We start from the raw sequence: 14,094 nt of genomic DNA on the forward strand, positions 1-14,094 counted from the left end.
GAAGCGTAGCTTCAAGCATGTAACTTCAGATGTGAACGATGCGGAGCAATTTCCTATCTCAAACTTGATTTTTTTGTTTCGTTTTTTTATCAAGAAAAAAATGAAAGCTATAGAAATGACAAAACAAAAACTCTATTTCCTTTCTGGAACCATGTGTACACCACTTTTGTGGAATGCTGTTGTGGCAGAATTAACACAGTTTGATTGTATATTCATAGACACAACTCCAGCAACTTCTTTTGATGAAATAGCTGTGTTGTTAGATGATATTTTAGAAGAAAACGCTTTTGTAGTAGCCTTTTCGATGGGCGCGTATGCGGCAATGCACTTTGCAGTTTCACATCCAAAACGAATTCAGAAAATGATTGTCATTGCGGCTTCTGCAAATGGTTTGAGTGCAAAAGAATTACAACTCCGAAAAAACACAATTGACTTTCTAGAGAAACACAAATACAAAGGAATTTCTACGGCAAGAGCATTGCAGTTTCTCCATCCTAAAAATCATCAAAATAACGAGTTGATTCAAGTCATAAAAGACATGGATGCTGACTTAGGAAAAGAAGTGTTGATTCGCCAATTGAAAGCGACTTCATTACGAATCGATTTAACCCAAAAACTACAACAAGTACAAACTCGAATTCATGTGATTGCTGCTACAGAAGATGCATTAGTGAAGATTGATGATGTAAAGTATACACAACAAAACATACCAAAAGCGACAATTACGGTACTTAAAAATTGCGGACACATGATTCCGTTAGAAATGCCTAATTTGGTGCGAGAAAGTATGCTTCGGTTTTTTTTAAAATATTGAAGATTTTAGATATTACTTTGATTTTGGATGAAATTATTATAGCTTTAATTACTACATAAACATATAGCATGAGAACAATACTAGTACTTATAACGTTTTTTATTTCCACACTATCGTTCGGACAAAAATCAGAACTTTCCATATTTGATAATCTAGTTTCAAAAACATGGAAAGCAGAAGGAGAATGGGGCGATGGAACTAAATTCATGCAAGAAATTACATTTACATATTCCTTAGATAAAAAGTTAGTCATTGCAGAATCGATTGGATTTGTAGACAAAGCGCAAACCAAATTAGGACCGCGAAATCATGGTATCCGACAATTTGATAAGGAAACAAAAACCATCAAGTTTTGGGAGTTTGATGTCTTTGGCGGATTGACGCAAGGAACCGTTTTTGCAGAAGGAAAAAACATTGTGTATCAATATAAATACGGGAATTCGGTTGTGACCGATATGTGGGAATATGTAGATGATGCAACCTATAATTTCAAAGTAGGAAGCTATGAAAATGGAAAATGGAAACAAGTGTATTTGAGTACGAAGTTTGTGGAGCAAGAAGAAAGGTAAAGTTTTGTGATATTCCTTATTATGAGTATCAATATATCTACTCCTTCAAAACAGCCAATACATATTCCTTATAACTCGCACCAATAGGAACTTCTACATCGTTGAGTTCAATATCATGTGGCGTAAAAGCCGTTACTTTTTTGCTATTAATTATATACGATCTGTGTACACGTAAAAAAGCATGTTTAGAAAGTTCGGCTTCCAAATCGCTAATTTTTTGTTTGGAAACAATACACTTTGAAGGTGTGTGAATCTTTACATAATCTTTTAAACTCTCTATATAACAAATGTCTGAAACTGCCACTTTGTGATATTTTGTTCCTGACTTAATTTGAATCAAGGTTTCTGTTGCTTCTTTAGGAGTAGCAACGGTAATTTGTGTCGGTTTGATATCTCTGTAAAATCGTTCCACAGCTCTAAAAAAACGATCGAAAGTGATGGGCTTCAATAAATAATCGGCAACGTCCAAATCATAACTTTCCAAAGCATATTCTCGATACGCAGTTGTAAAAATAGTCTTTGGCGGATTGCGTAAGGATTTTAAAAAATCGATTCCTGTAATGGTTGGCATTTTAATATCTAAAAACAACAAATCAATTTCATGCGTGTTCAGTATTTCCAATGCTTTCATAGCATTATTACAGGTAGCAACTACTTCAAAAGAAGTAATTTTTGAAATATGATTCTCTAGCAATTTAATTGCCAACGGTTCGTCGTCTACAAGCAAGCATTTAACTTTCATGAACTACAGTATTTAATGTGATAACGACTTCAAAAGAAGATTCTTGCTGATCTATTTTTAATGTATGTGTGTTTGGATATAACAACTCCAATTGTTTTTTAATATTCTCCAATCCGATAGCATCATCCGAATTTTCTTGTGGCTGATTGGTCGTTGAATTAAAAACCGTAAACGTTACTATTTCTTCATTCTGTTCAAGGTTGATTGTGATTTTTGGACTTCCAGAATCTTCTCCAGCACCATGTTTAAAAGCATTTTCAACAATAGATAATAAAATTAAGGGCGCAATTTTAGTTTGAGAGGAAACACTATGCGTAAATGTTACTTCCAAACGATCGTCATACCGCAAACGTTCCAAAGCAATATAATTTTCTAGCAATGTAATTTCTCCCGCCAAGGGCACATACTTCTGATCGCAACGATATAAAACATGATCGAGAATTTCTGATAACTTTCCAATAGATTCTGAAGTTTTTGGTGAATTGATAACCGACAACGAGTAAATATTATTCAGTGTATTGAACAAAAAATGTGGATTCAATTGTGCTTTCAGCATCTTTAATTCAATCGATATTTTCTCTTTGTTTAACGATTGTTCTATAAGACGTTCCGACGAAAGTTTAATTAATAAAAACAAAAAAGCAATAGAATAAATGCTGAAAAAATAACCTCTAACTAACTTCTTCCAATCTGTTAAAATTTCTAGAATAGGTTCTTGTTCAAATGGACCTTCTCTAAACAATGGTTCAGCTCCATGTACCATAGAAATACGAGAAAACACACAAATAACATACGCACTTATGATTGCATATATTATAAATGAAACATATTTTTTAGTGAATAAAAACTTTGGAACTAACCAATATGCCAGAAAATAAGAAATGATAATTTGTGGTATCAAATACGCGGCTTTGGCAATTGAAATAATCCATAAAGAATCATGTGATTCTTGAGTAAAAATCAAAAATAAATACAAGCATGACCAAAAAACCAGGTGTTTTAGTAAACGTCGATCTTTTATATAGTCTACAATATTTTTTATAATTGCCATCATAACATATCAAATCTAATAATATTCATAAAAGTACGCATTACACTTCTTAAAAAATTATAGATAGATGAAGAGTCTAAAAAAACACCCAAACACCATCAAAAAGTAGACGAAATCTGTATTTCGCTGTATGTTACTTGTTTGACGACTATACACTAGTGTTCGGCTATAAAAAAATATAGCATTGTTTAAAGCGACATATTTGTGGCATCAATCAAACAAAAAACGAACACAGATGAAAAAAATAATCATTCTATTTGTGTATTTAGCATTTACAATTGCAAATGCACAGCAAAATGCAGAATACACAGTAAAAGGAAAAGTAGTTGACAAAACAACGCAACAAGTATTGGAATATGCTACGGTAACGATTTTAGATGCAAAAACAAACAAAGTCTTAGAAGGTGGAATTACCAATAGAAAAGGAAACTTTTCGTTAGACATTGCAGCAGGAACGTATAACATTAAAGTGGAATTTATTTCGTTTAAATCCTACGAATCAAAAAATGTAACGATTACAAAAGACTTAAACTTAGGAACAATCAACTTAGAAGAAGATTTAGAAGCTTTGGGCGAAGTTGAAATTATAGCAGAAAAATCTACAGTCGAATTAAAACTTGATAAAAAAGTATTCAATGTTGGAAAAGATTTGCTTTCGCAAGGCGGAACTGTCAATGATATTCTGGACAATGTTCCTTCGGTAAGTGTGGATGCTGGCGGTGGAATTAGCTTGCGCGGAAGTGGAAATGTACGCATTCTCATCAATGGAAAACCTTCTGCTTTAGTTGCCAACAATGGTTTGGATCAAATTCCTGCAGAAACCATCTCAAAAGTTGAGGTCATTACCAATCCTTCGGCGCGTTATGAAGCACAAGGAACGGCAGGAATCATCAATATCATTCTTAAAAAGAACAAAAAAGGAGGATTAAATGGTTCGGTACAATTAGGTGTAGGAGATCCAAGAGAATATAGAGCAAATTTGAATCTTAGCTATAAGGCAGACAAAGTAAACTTCTTTACCAATGTTGGGTATAGAAACTCAAATTTCTTTGGAGAAGAAACTACACGTCAAACTACAACGAATAACGGAATTACAAATGGTTTAACGCAAAATAACGATCAAGACAGAAATGATGAGGCTAAGAATATCTTTTTTGGTGGCGATTATTATATTAATAATAAAAATACTTTAACAGCTAGTTTCTATCATACGTTCTTAAAAAACACCGATGAAACACGGTTGAATTATTCGTTTTTAGACGCAACAGGGAATATTGACAGTACAATTTCGCGAATAGAAAACTACAAAGAGCCGCAAAATTTCAATCGTTTGGAAATGAATTATGTAAAAACCTTTGAGAAAAAAGGACAGAAGCTTGAAATGGACGTGCAATATGATTTTTGGAATGATGACGAACAAGAGCGCATTCGCCAACAAAGAACACTTCCTGCAACAACAAATTTTACCACAATTAGAAGTGATGATGTAGAAAGTAGCAAAGACTTTTTGTTTCAAGCAAACTTTGTATCTCCTTTGACAAAAACTTCACGATTAGAAACAGGTTTTAGAAGTGAAATTAGAAGAATTACCAGTGATTATATGGTGCATATCGACGATCAGTTAGTGGCAGATTCAGACAATGAATTGGATTACAACGAACGTATTTATGGTGTATACGCGCAATATGGAAACAAGGTTGGGAAGTTCAGTTACTTATTAGGTTTGCGTGTAGAACATTCGGACATCGGAATTGATGATGAAAAACGATTATTCAATGATGATAAAGACTATACAAACCTCTTTCCAACGGCACATTTTTCGTATGAAATTGCAGATAGAACTGATGTACAATTAAGTTACAGTAGACGTATTAACAGACCCGCATTTTGGCAATTGAATCCTTTTGGTGGATTGACCGACTTTAGAAACTTACGTGCAGGAAATCCAGATTTGAATCCGATGTACACAAACTCTTTTGAAGCCGTATTTTTAAAACGTTGGAGCAAATTTTCAATCAATCCATCAATCTATTACCAGCATACAACCGACTTTTTCAACTTTGTAACCAATCAAACAGCGGACGGAAACTTTGTAACTTTTCCTGTCAACTTAGACACGGAAGATCGCATCGGTTTTGAATTGTCTATGACGTATAATCCATTTAAATGGTGGCGAATTTCAAGTGAATTCAACTTTTTTCAATACGATCAAAAAGGTGATTTTAACGGACAAAACTTTGATACAAAAGATGAAGCTTGGTTTACAAGAATCAACTCCAGAATGCGCTTCAAAAAAGGATTGTCTATGCAAACCAGTTTCAATTATAGAGGACGAAATCAAAACGGACAAACCTTGCAAAAAGCACAATACTTTGCCGATTTCGGAATTAGTAAAGATATTTTTGGTGACAAAGGAGCAGTTAGTTTAAGTGTTAGAAATATATTCGATTCACGAATTAGAGATGTCGTTGTCACTGGAGAAAACTTTCGTTTAGAATCTGAAAGAAAAGCGATTGGAAGAAGAGTTTCGCTTACGTTTGTGTATAGATTTAATCGTAAAAAAGGACAACGTGATAGACTTCCTGATTAACGATTGTTGAATTAACGAAAACGTCACATCGAGTGATTTTTCACAGTTGTCACTTCGAGCGCAGTCGAAAAGTCTTTATAAGCAATCGTTTTGATTGAAAATACCTTCGTTAGGTATTTTCAATCAAAATATATTTTAATTTCAATAATGCTCGATTTGACATTTTCGTTAAATCACGAATATCAACCTTCAACCTTCAACAATCAACGCTTTGGCTAAACTACCCAACACTTGGATTGCTTTTTCAATAGATTCCGTAAGCGGTTTTGAAAAGCTCAATCGAATATAATTTTTATGAGTGTCATTCATTGAAAAAATCTGCCCAGGAGCAATAATCAACTGTTGTTCCTTGGCAGCTTCAAAAAGCGCGACACTATCAAAATCTTCTGGAAAAGCAATCCATAAAATATAACCGCCAGTTGGTGGAACAAAGTAAATATCTTCAGGAAAATATTCATAAATAAGCTTACAATACGCAAGCATATTACTGTGCAATGTATGGCGCAATTTTTTTAAATGATACGGATAGCGTCCTTTGGAGAAAAAACCAACCAATGCTTGTTGCGACAAGGTGCTAGAACCTAAAGAATGAATCCGTTTCAATCGTGTAACGGTTTCTGTAAACTTTCCAGGAATGGCATACCCAATCCGATATCCTGGCGCTAATGTTTTTGAAAAAGAAGAGCAATACATCACTAAGTCTTCGGTATCAAACTGTTTGCAGGTACTTGGACGATGTTTCCCAAAATACAATTCGCCATACACATCATCTTCAATCAAAGGAACTTCATGTTTGGTAATCAATTGTACCAACTCTTTTTTCTGATCCGTGGTCAAACTCATTCCTGTCGGATTATTAAAATTGGTCGTCAACAAACAAGCTTTTACAGGAAACGTTTCCAACGAACGCTTTAAGAAATTTAAATCCAAACCAGCAGTTGCATGTATGGGAACAGGAATTACTTTCAGTCCTAAATCTTTGATAATTTGATGAATGCCGTAATACGTTAAACTATCAGAAATAACAACATCTCCTTTTTGGGTTACTGCTTGCAAACACAATGTCAACGCTTCGGTACAACCCGCAGTAATTACAATATCTTTTGAGGTAAAAGCTTTTCCAAGTTTTGTTTGTTGTCCAGCAATCAATTGTCGCAACGTAACATTTCCTGTCGGATGATCGTAATTTAAAATATCAGCGCCTAAAGTTGTCAATGCAGATTTGATACTTTTTTGTAGACTAGCAGTTGGCAACAATGACAAATCTGGTTGCGCAGATGATAAACGTATATAATGTTCACTACTCAACAAATCTACGATATGAGAAATCATAGCATCTGTTGTCAACTCATGTATTGCTGGAATTTGCTTTTCAGCGGAATCTATAAAAGAAGGTGTATATTTTTTAGGTTGATACATCACATAATAACCCGATTTTGGCCGCGCTTCAATCAAACCTTTAGATTCAAGTGCGTAATATGCTTGAAAAATGGTGGAAGCACTCACATTGTGTTGTTTGCTAAACATTCGCACAGATGGAAGCTTATCACCTAATTGTAACACGCCATTTAAAATCTCTTCTTCTAGGTGCGTTGCAATGTCCTCATATAAAAAATTGGCTACTTTCATGGAAATCTGATATGGTACAAAGTTAAAAAACTGAATCTGTTTTACAGCCATGTAATGTTTTAAATTTACAGGAATCAAAAAACAGAACAGATGCAGACAGCAATCATAACAAACGAAGCGTATTCCATCACTACGAATATCGATGAATTGGATATGGAAATGATTCATCAATACTTAAGTAAAGAATCGTATTGGGCGCAACACATTCCATTACACATGGTAGAACAATCCATTGAAAATTCGTTGAACTTCGGAATCTTTCACGAAACAAAACAAATTGGTTTTGCACGTTTAATTACTGATAAAACCACAATGGCATATCTGTGCGATGTATTTATTATAGAAGCCTATCAGAAAAAAAACTTATCATCTTGGTTGATGGAAACCATAATGAATCATCCCGAATTACAAGGATTACGACTTTGGTTCTTATTAACGAGTTCTGCCGATTGGTTGTATGAAAAACACGGGTTTACACAACCAATACAGCCAGAATTATATATGGAAAAACGAAACAAAATAGACTATAGAAATGTATAAACAGTTAGCATCAGACAAAGAAAATATTGAAGTATTGTTAGAAAGCGTAAAACAGCTAACAACACAACATTTTCAGCAGGTAGAAACCATACCGACTTCAGCAAAACCACAAGAAGTAAAAAATTATCATTTACCAGAAGAAGGAATAGGAGCGGAAGCAGTATTGGCACAATTTAAAACGGACTATCAACAACTCATGTGTGGATCGTCTGGGCCAAGATATTGGGGATATGTAACTGGCGGTGCAACACCAGCATCTGTCATTGGCGATTGGTTGGCAACAACTTTCGATCAAAATACACAAAGCGTTCAAGGCAGAGGCGATGTGTCTGCAATCATGGAAAAAGAAACGATCCAATTATTGTTAGATTTCTTAAACTTACCGAAAACTTTTTTTGGAGGTTTTGTCACAGGTGCTACCATGTCAAACTTTACTTGTTTAGGAGTTGCACGACAATGGATTGGGAAAAATCAAGGATATGATATTGCTTTAGATGGATTGCAAAAACCAGTACAAATTGTTACAGGAATGCCGCATTCATCCGTCATAAAAGGAATAGCAATGTTAGGAATGGGAAGTACAAACATTCATAAAATTCCGTTGCTAGATGGCAGAGAAGCAATTGATGTTGAAAAACTAGAAGACTTTTTAAAGCAAAATGCATCAGATGATGTTATTGTTTTATCGAGTGCAGGAACGGTAAATAGTGTTGATTTTGACGATTTAAAAGCAATAGCAACGTTAAAAGAAACCTATAACTTCTGGTGGCATATTGATGCCGCTTTTGGCGGAATGGTCGCATGTGTAGAAGATAAAAAGCATTTCGTAGAAGGTTGGGAAAAAGCGGATAGCATTACGGTAGATTGTCACAAATGGTTTAACATTCCGTATGACAGCGCTGTGTTTTTCATCCAAGAAAAGCATCAAAAAAGACAGATAGAAACCTTTCAAAATTCCAATGCGCCGTATTTAGGAAATCCAATAGAAGACTTTTCCTATTTAAATTTTCTCCCAGAAAACTCTAGACGATTTAGAGCCTTGCCAGTTTGGTTTTCGTTACTGGCGTATGGAAAAAAAGGTTATCAAGAAATTGTTCAAAGAAATATAGATGTAGCTCAAAAACTAACGAACTATATTGAAACAAGCGAAAAATTTGAATTAGTTGCGCCAACACGAGTCAATGTCGTATGCTTTAAAGTTGTAGGACTGTCTCAAGAAAAGCAAGATGAATTTTTACAAACACTAAACTCCAGAAGAAAAATATTCATAACACCGTCAGTATACCTTGAACAATCATGTTTCAGAGCTGCATTTGTCAACTGGCAAACAACGGAAAAAGATATTGTGATTGCTATAGAAGAATTAGAAGAAACGCATCATCAATACATATAAAATGAAATAAAAAGCACTTGATGTTTTTCGTGAAGTGCTTTGATTTTAGCTAGGATTCTTATAGTTTTAACAATAATCAATCTTGAGGTTCATACTTGGGTTTGGTTATAAGAGAAATAACAGGAATTCTTGTTATGCATGCGTTAGGCACAAGCTACTCACTCAACTCAAAAATATGAATCCGAAACAAAAATTAGAATCTATTTTAAATAACGAGTATGAATCCGAAGATGGAGATTTATATAAGGTGGAGTTGCTGGACGGAATGACCAACGAAGAAATTGCTAAATATAAAAAACAGTTACCTAACAATTTTCTTTCGGCAGAAATAGAAGAACTTTTAAAGTTTAGCAGAGGTTTTGAATTTTTCGGATTAGAAGAAGTTCGATTTGACTCATTTGGACATTTTGGTTTTGAGGAAATGTTTCCGAATTCAATCCAACTTGCTGGAGATGGGTTTGGAAATTTTTGGATTCTTGACATTGACTCAAACGGAAATTGGAATTCAGTCTATTATGTATGTCACGACCCAGCAGTAATTGTAAAACATTCCGAAAATTTGAGTGAATTCATTGAACAAGTTCACGAAAGCGGAAAAAAAGGGAGAGAATCTACACTTGATATAATTCACGAACAAACTGTAATGGAGATTTGGAATGAAAAAGTCGGAATAATGGAAAAAAATGAAAAAGACTATGATTTTGAAAACGAACAAATCCAACTTCCAGAAATGTTTCTAATTGCTGACTTAACTAACGAACCAATAAAAACTGGATTTCCTTGGGGAAAATCTGGTCCGAATACTAAAATAATAAGACCAACAGATAAACCGATTTGGATTGTTGAGAAAAAAGTAAAACAAGGTTTTTTATCAAGATTATTCGGAGGAAAAAAATAAAAGCCAGTGCCTAACAATGTGTATAATTCATTGCTAGTTAAAGCTCACTTACGAAAGTCCGCGAGGACTTTCTATCTGTGATTTATTTGCTTACTTTAGTGCTTAAACACGCAACGAAATCATACACTAGACCGTTGTAGGTAATTTAAAAAATGACTGAAGAATATAAATATAGACCACCAATCAAATACTTGTTCGTAGGACTCTGCGGACTTATTTTGTTTGCCATTTTTGGATTAGCAATGATTAAAGGAGACGAAATTTGGTTTTCGATAGTTGTTGGAGTATTCTGTTTAATGGGTTTAGTGATGGGAATTGGCTTTTTAACAATATTCTTTAGAAAATTTAATGTCGGAAATCTGAAATTGGGAAATGACTTCATTGAAATTCCAGGACGGTGGAAAGAAAGAACAAGAGTAAACTTTAACGACATCTTGGACATTGGAGAATTTGACACTTACGATAATGTAATAGAGATTGAAAGTACACAAGGTGTTCACCTGATAGAACGGAATTGGATGAAAAAGAAAGAATTCAATTCTGTCAAAACGAAACTTAAAGAATACTGGTTAAATAATACTTCCCACAACACGGTATATAACAAATAGGGCAATTGTAGAACAAGGTGTAGGAGAAAAACGTATATATAAAAAAGCACTACTATCAACACAAAGTCTAAAACATAGCTAGTAAGTACTCTCACGATAATTTTGATTTTAGTTCAGATTCTTATAGTTTTAACAAGAACTCATTTGTAGAATTCAACAACTGTAATGTCTATAGCAACATCATCGTATAAACATCATTTCCTCATAGCATTTGCAATTGCTATTTGGCTATCTATCTTTTTAATTTTAATTGCGCCTTTTGATATTGCAGAATTACCTATAGAAGTACGATTAGAAATAATGCCTATGTATGGTCTAATTTCTTTTGTTGGATATATCGTATTGATTCCTTTTCAGAATTGGGCATATAAAAAAATAAAGAAACAATCCATTTCGTTTGAAATACTCATCATTGTGCTCTTCAATATTATTGTCTTACTAGGAAGTTATTGGTATTACAAATCCAGCATTGTGAATGGGAATCATTCGTTCATAAAATTTACTTTTGAAATATACTATCCAATCTTCTTTATCCTATTGCCCATCATTATTTTTGCAAGATGGTTTATCAGTAGAAAAGTAGTGCATCCAGCATCAAAAAAAATCATTCTAACAGGAGATAATAAATTAGACATTCTACAAATTGCAGAAGAAGATGTAATCTGTATTTCTAGCGCAGATAATTATGTTGAAGTTGCCTATTTAATCAATACTGAATTACACAAAAAACTATTGCGAACAACATTGAAAAATATGGAAATGCAATTGCCACAACTAATGAAAGTACATCGTTCGCATCTCATAAATCCAATTCATTTTAAAGCATGGAAAAATGCAAACACACTTTTGTTAACTCAGATGGAAGTGCCCGTTTCTAAAAACTATAAAAAAGAGATCTTAGCTATGAATCATTCGCCACTAAAAGCCGATGATTTATCCCAATCCCAGTAAAATAGGTGTCTACTATGATTTTCGTTTCTACTTTTGACAATAATAAATTGCCTTGAGAAATACTCGCAAGGCATTCATAAAAATCATATTAAGAATATCGAGAAGAGCCTCAGAGCATTTTAAATCTCGATTATCGAGTATAAACTTCATAAATCAAAAAACGATGAAACAATATGTAATCTTAATAGCAGCTTTTTTAAGCTCCTTTTCAGGAATTTCTCAAGACAAAAACGAAGAAGTAGCTGCATTATTAAAAGAAATGATTTCAAAAAAAGAGGTAGCTGGTGTGGTTGCTGCATATTCAGTTGAAGGCAACATAATAGGTCAAGCAGCAGCAGGATATGCAAACAAAAAAACAAAAGAAAAATTTAACCTAGAAACTAAGGTCAGAATGGGTTCAATTGCAAAACCTATGACTGCTTTAGCTGTGATGCAATTGGTAGAAAAAGGTCTTTTAGATTTAGATGCTGCTGTTCAAACCTACATTCCGGATTATCCGACACATCCAAAAACGCAAATTACAATCCGCCATTTACTATCACATACTTCTGGTATTGCAGGGTATAAAGATGGACGCGAATCCAATACAACAGTTGAATATCCAACATTATATGATGCATTAAGTCTATTTAAAGATCGAGAATTGCTATTTGAACCAGGAACGCAATACAGTTATACAACATATGGATATACTGTTTTAGGCGCCGTTATTGAAAAAGTAACAGGCGGAACTTTTGAAGCTTACATGCAGAAAAATATTTGGGACAAAGCAGGAATGACAAATACTGGAGTTGAAAAATTTGGTGTAAAAATGGAAAACAAATCCGAATTGTATACACGAAACAACGGAAGAGGAAAAGCCAAAAAAGCCAAAGAAAACAACCTAAGTAACAGAATACCTGCGGGAGGTTTTTATACAACTTCTGGTGACATGCTAAAATTTGGGAATGCAGTATTAGAGAATGTTTTTGTAAAAGAAAGCACACTAAATTTAATGCGAGAACACCACAGTTTGGAAAAAGAAAACAATGCTTATGGTTTTGGTTGGTTTTTATATGCTAAAAAGCCCAATGAAGGCGCTATCATTGGTCATACAGGAGGACAAACAGGAAATACGTCATTTCTATTTATAGTGCCTAGTAAAAAAACGGTGAGTATCATACTTGCAAATACATCAAGAGCGCAATCGAGTGTGAATCCTGTGGCTAATAAGTTATTGAGTTTATCTTTAGAAAGTTCAAAGAAATAGTATAATGCATAAAATAAAGTCGAAATGTATCACACTGAGCGGAGTCGAAGTGTAACAATCTTGAAAAACTATTGTCTCTTTAATAGCATCAATCATCAAAGACAATATCATGAAATCAAAATTACTAATACTACTCGCTTTAGGCATCTTTACAACTTCGTGCATATCTATACGAGCAAAATCCAAGCAAACTATTATTGCTAAGGAAGAATATACTCCTGTAGATCAAGAATTATACAATACAATTGTCGCCTTAGACAAACGCTTTTTTGATGCGTATAATACTTGCGACATGGAAACACAAGCCGAATTGATCTCAGAAGATATTGAGTTTTTTCATGACAAAGGCGGATTGGCAACATCCAAAACACAAATACTTGAAGCATTAAAAAATAATATCTGCGATAAAGTCACTCGAACCTTAATCGATGGAAGCATTGAAGTCTATCCAATCAACGGATACGGAGCTGTACAAATGGGCGAACATAAATTCTTCAACAAACTAGAGCCGAATGCGAAATCTATTCCGAGTAAATTCATCACTATCTGGAAAAACGACAACGGAACTTGGGTGATGACACGTATTGTGAGTACGCATAAAAATTAAGTCTATAGAGGCCAGAAAACTATGAATAGACTTATTTTTTTACTGGTAGTATGTATAGGATTGAATTCGTGTGCTTCTTATCGAAAAAATAGTAAGCATATACATAAAAATCCACATGAGATTCTTGCTTTTAAAAAGTATCTTGAAAAAAATTACCAACTCAATTCGTTCAATGGTTATGAAACTATTTGGGGAACGTATAAGCAAACAGATACAATCATAAGCAAGTTTTGTTCTGAAAATAGAATCATATCTATCGTTAAATTGCCTCAAGATAAAAACAGCCATTTCTATGAAAAACATGGAAATATTGTTTTATTATATTTTCGATCAAATCCAGTCATAGAAAGGAATCGAGCTATCATTTTTGATTATACAGAAAAAGGGTTTGAAGCGTATGATACAGAATATAAAGAAGCAGAAGTGGCAGAAGGAATCTATATTTTTGATTGA

14 protein-coding genes are annotated in these 14,094 nt (G+C 33.9%); 11 read left to right on the forward strand and 3 right to left on the reverse strand.

Annotated elements, in window-relative coordinates; genetic code table 11:
* Positions 1-100: 100 nt before the first annotated feature.
* Both ACRBBL_RS12100 and ACRBBL_RS12105 read left to right on the forward strand, forming a co-directional pair.
* Complete coding sequence (locus tag ACRBBL_RS12100; RefSeq protein ID WP_431369317.1) at positions 101-814, forward strand: alpha/beta fold hydrolase; 714 nt, start codon at positions 101-103, stop codon at positions 812-814.
* 68 nt (positions 815-882) lie between these two features.
* The gene (locus tag ACRBBL_RS12105; RefSeq protein WP_431369318.1) at positions 883-1,383 is read left to right on the forward strand and encodes a hypothetical protein; all 501 of its coding nucleotides are present in this window, start codon (positions 883-885) and stop codon (positions 1,381-1,383) included.
* 37 nt (positions 1,384-1,420) lie between these two features.
* Here the strand turns inward: ACRBBL_RS12105 and ACRBBL_RS12110 are convergent, their stop codons facing one another.
* Both ACRBBL_RS12110 and ACRBBL_RS12115 read right to left on the reverse strand, forming a co-directional pair.
* On the reverse strand, positions 1,421-2,125 hold the full coding sequence (locus ACRBBL_RS12110) for a LytR/AlgR family response regulator transcription factor (RefSeq protein WP_431369319.1): 705 nt from the start codon (positions 2,123-2,125) through the stop codon (positions 1,421-1,423).
* Positions 2,115-3,179 carry a sensor histidine kinase gene (locus tag ACRBBL_RS12115; RefSeq protein WP_431369320.1) on the reverse strand — a complete coding sequence of 355 codons (1,065 nt, stop codon included), beginning with the start codon at positions 3,177-3,179 and terminating at the stop codon, positions 2,115-2,117. Before ACRBBL_RS12115 ends, ACRBBL_RS12110 begins: the two co-directional genes overlap by 11 nt.
* A gap of 232 nt (positions 3,180-3,411) precedes the next feature.
* Here ACRBBL_RS12115 and ACRBBL_RS12120 point away from each other — a divergent pair, with 232 nt between their 5' ends.
* Positions 3,412-5,766: a TonB-dependent receptor domain-containing protein gene (locus ACRBBL_RS12120; RefSeq protein WP_431369321.1), complete on the forward strand. Its 2,355-nt coding sequence runs from the start codon at positions 3,412-3,414 to the stop codon at positions 5,764-5,766.
* 189 nt (positions 5,767-5,955) lie between these two features.
* Here ACRBBL_RS12120 and ACRBBL_RS12125 read toward each other — a convergent pair whose 3' ends face one another.
* Complete coding sequence (locus ACRBBL_RS12125; RefSeq protein ID WP_431369322.1) at positions 5,956-7,446, reverse strand: PLP-dependent aminotransferase family protein; 1,491 nt, start codon at positions 7,444-7,446, stop codon at positions 5,956-5,958.
* 39 nt (positions 7,447-7,485) lie between these two features.
* On the opposite strand from ACRBBL_RS12125, the gene ACRBBL_RS12130 reads away from it, so the two are divergent.
* The 8 genes from ACRBBL_RS12130 to ACRBBL_RS12165 all read left to right on the forward strand — a co-directional run bounded on the left by ACRBBL_RS12130 (position 7,486) and on the right by ACRBBL_RS12165 (position 14,094).
* Complete coding sequence (locus ACRBBL_RS12130; RefSeq protein ID WP_431369323.1) at positions 7,486-7,935, forward strand: GNAT family N-acetyltransferase; 450 nt, start codon at positions 7,486-7,488, stop codon at positions 7,933-7,935.
* Complete coding sequence (locus ACRBBL_RS12135; RefSeq protein WP_431369324.1) at positions 7,928-9,328, forward strand: pyridoxal phosphate-dependent decarboxylase family protein; 1,401 nt, start codon at positions 7,928-7,930, stop codon at positions 9,326-9,328. The genes ACRBBL_RS12130 and ACRBBL_RS12135 overlap by 8 nt, the downstream gene beginning before the upstream one ends.
* A 175-nt stretch (positions 9,329-9,503) precedes the next feature.
* The gene (locus ACRBBL_RS12140) at positions 9,504-10,226 is read left to right on the forward strand and encodes an SMI1/KNR4 family protein (protein WP_431369325.1); all 723 of its coding nucleotides are present in this window, start codon (positions 9,504-9,506) and stop codon (positions 10,224-10,226) included.
* A 152-nt stretch (positions 10,227-10,378) separates the two neighbouring features.
* On the forward strand, positions 10,379-10,834 hold the full coding sequence (locus ACRBBL_RS12145; protein ID WP_431369326.1) for a hypothetical protein: 456 nt from the start codon (positions 10,379-10,381) through the stop codon (positions 10,832-10,834).
* 165 nt (positions 10,835-10,999) lie between these two features.
* Positions 11,000-11,785, forward strand: a complete 786-nt coding sequence (locus tag ACRBBL_RS12150; protein WP_431369327.1) for a LytTR family transcriptional regulator DNA-binding domain-containing protein — start codon at positions 11,000-11,002, stop codon at positions 11,783-11,785.
* A gap of 163 nt (positions 11,786-11,948) precedes the next feature.
* Entirely contained in the window at positions 11,949-13,034 is a 1,086-nt protein-coding gene (locus ACRBBL_RS12155) for a serine hydrolase domain-containing protein (protein WP_431369328.1), read from the forward strand.
* A gap of 109 nt (positions 13,035-13,143) precedes the next feature.
* On the forward strand, positions 13,144-13,641 hold the full coding sequence (locus tag ACRBBL_RS12160) for a nuclear transport factor 2 family protein (protein ID WP_431369329.1): 498 nt from the start codon (positions 13,144-13,146) through the stop codon (positions 13,639-13,641).
* 21 nt (positions 13,642-13,662) lie between these two features.
* The gene (locus tag ACRBBL_RS12165) at positions 13,663-14,094 is read left to right on the forward strand and encodes a hypothetical protein (RefSeq protein ID WP_431369330.1); all 432 of its coding nucleotides are present in this window, start codon (positions 13,663-13,665) and stop codon (positions 14,092-14,094) included.

The organism is Kordia sp., assembly GCF_050633145.1.
Taxonomy (GTDB): Bacteria; Bacteroidota; Bacteroidia; order Flavobacteriales; family Flavobacteriaceae; genus Kordia.

Excerpts from the sequence above, each read along its gene's own strand:
- ACRBBL_RS12145 (WP_431369326.1), top strand. The coding sequence starts at position 10,379 with ATGACTGAAGAATATAAATATAGACCACCAATCAAATACTTGTTCGTA.
- ACRBBL_RS12120 (WP_431369321.1), top strand. The coding sequence starts at position 3,412 with ATGAAAAAAATAATCATTCTATTTGTGTATTTAGCATTTACAATTGCA.
- ACRBBL_RS12130 (WP_431369323.1), top strand. The coding sequence starts at position 7,486 with ATGCAGACAGCAATCATAACAAACGAAGCGTATTCCATCACTACGAAT.
- ACRBBL_RS12165 (WP_431369330.1), top strand. The coding sequence starts at position 13,663 with ATGAATAGACTTATTTTTTTACTGGTAGTATGTATAGGATTGAATTCG.
- ACRBBL_RS12135 (WP_431369324.1), top strand. The coding sequence starts at position 7,928 with ATGTATAAACAGTTAGCATCAGACAAAGAAAATATTGAAGTATTGTTA.
- ACRBBL_RS12150 (WP_431369327.1), top strand. The coding sequence starts at position 11,000 with ATGTCTATAGCAACATCATCGTATAAACATCATTTCCTCATAGCATTT.
- ACRBBL_RS12105 (WP_431369318.1), top strand. The coding sequence starts at position 883 with ATGAGAACAATACTAGTACTTATAACGTTTTTTATTTCCACACTATCG.
- ACRBBL_RS12155 (WP_431369328.1), top strand. The coding sequence starts at position 11,949 with ATGAAACAATATGTAATCTTAATAGCAGCTTTTTTAAGCTCCTTTTCA.
- ACRBBL_RS12110 (WP_431369319.1), bottom strand. The coding sequence starts at position 2,125 with ATGAAAGTTAAATGCTTGCTTGTAGACGACGAACCGTTGGCAATTAAA.
- ACRBBL_RS12125 (WP_431369322.1), bottom strand. The coding sequence starts at position 7,446 with ATGGCTGTAAAACAGATTCAGTTTTTTAACTTTGTACCATATCAGATT.
- ACRBBL_RS12140 (WP_431369325.1), top strand. The coding sequence starts at position 9,504 with ATGAATCCGAAACAAAAATTAGAATCTATTTTAAATAACGAGTATGAA.
- ACRBBL_RS12115 (WP_431369320.1), bottom strand. The coding sequence starts at position 3,179 with ATGATGGCAATTATAAAAAATATTGTAGACTATATAAAAGATCGACGT.
- ACRBBL_RS12100 (WP_431369317.1), top strand. The coding sequence starts at position 101 with ATGAAAGCTATAGAAATGACAAAACAAAAACTCTATTTCCTTTCTGGA.
- ACRBBL_RS12160 (WP_431369329.1), top strand. The coding sequence starts at position 13,144 with ATGAAATCAAAATTACTAATACTACTCGCTTTAGGCATCTTTACAACT.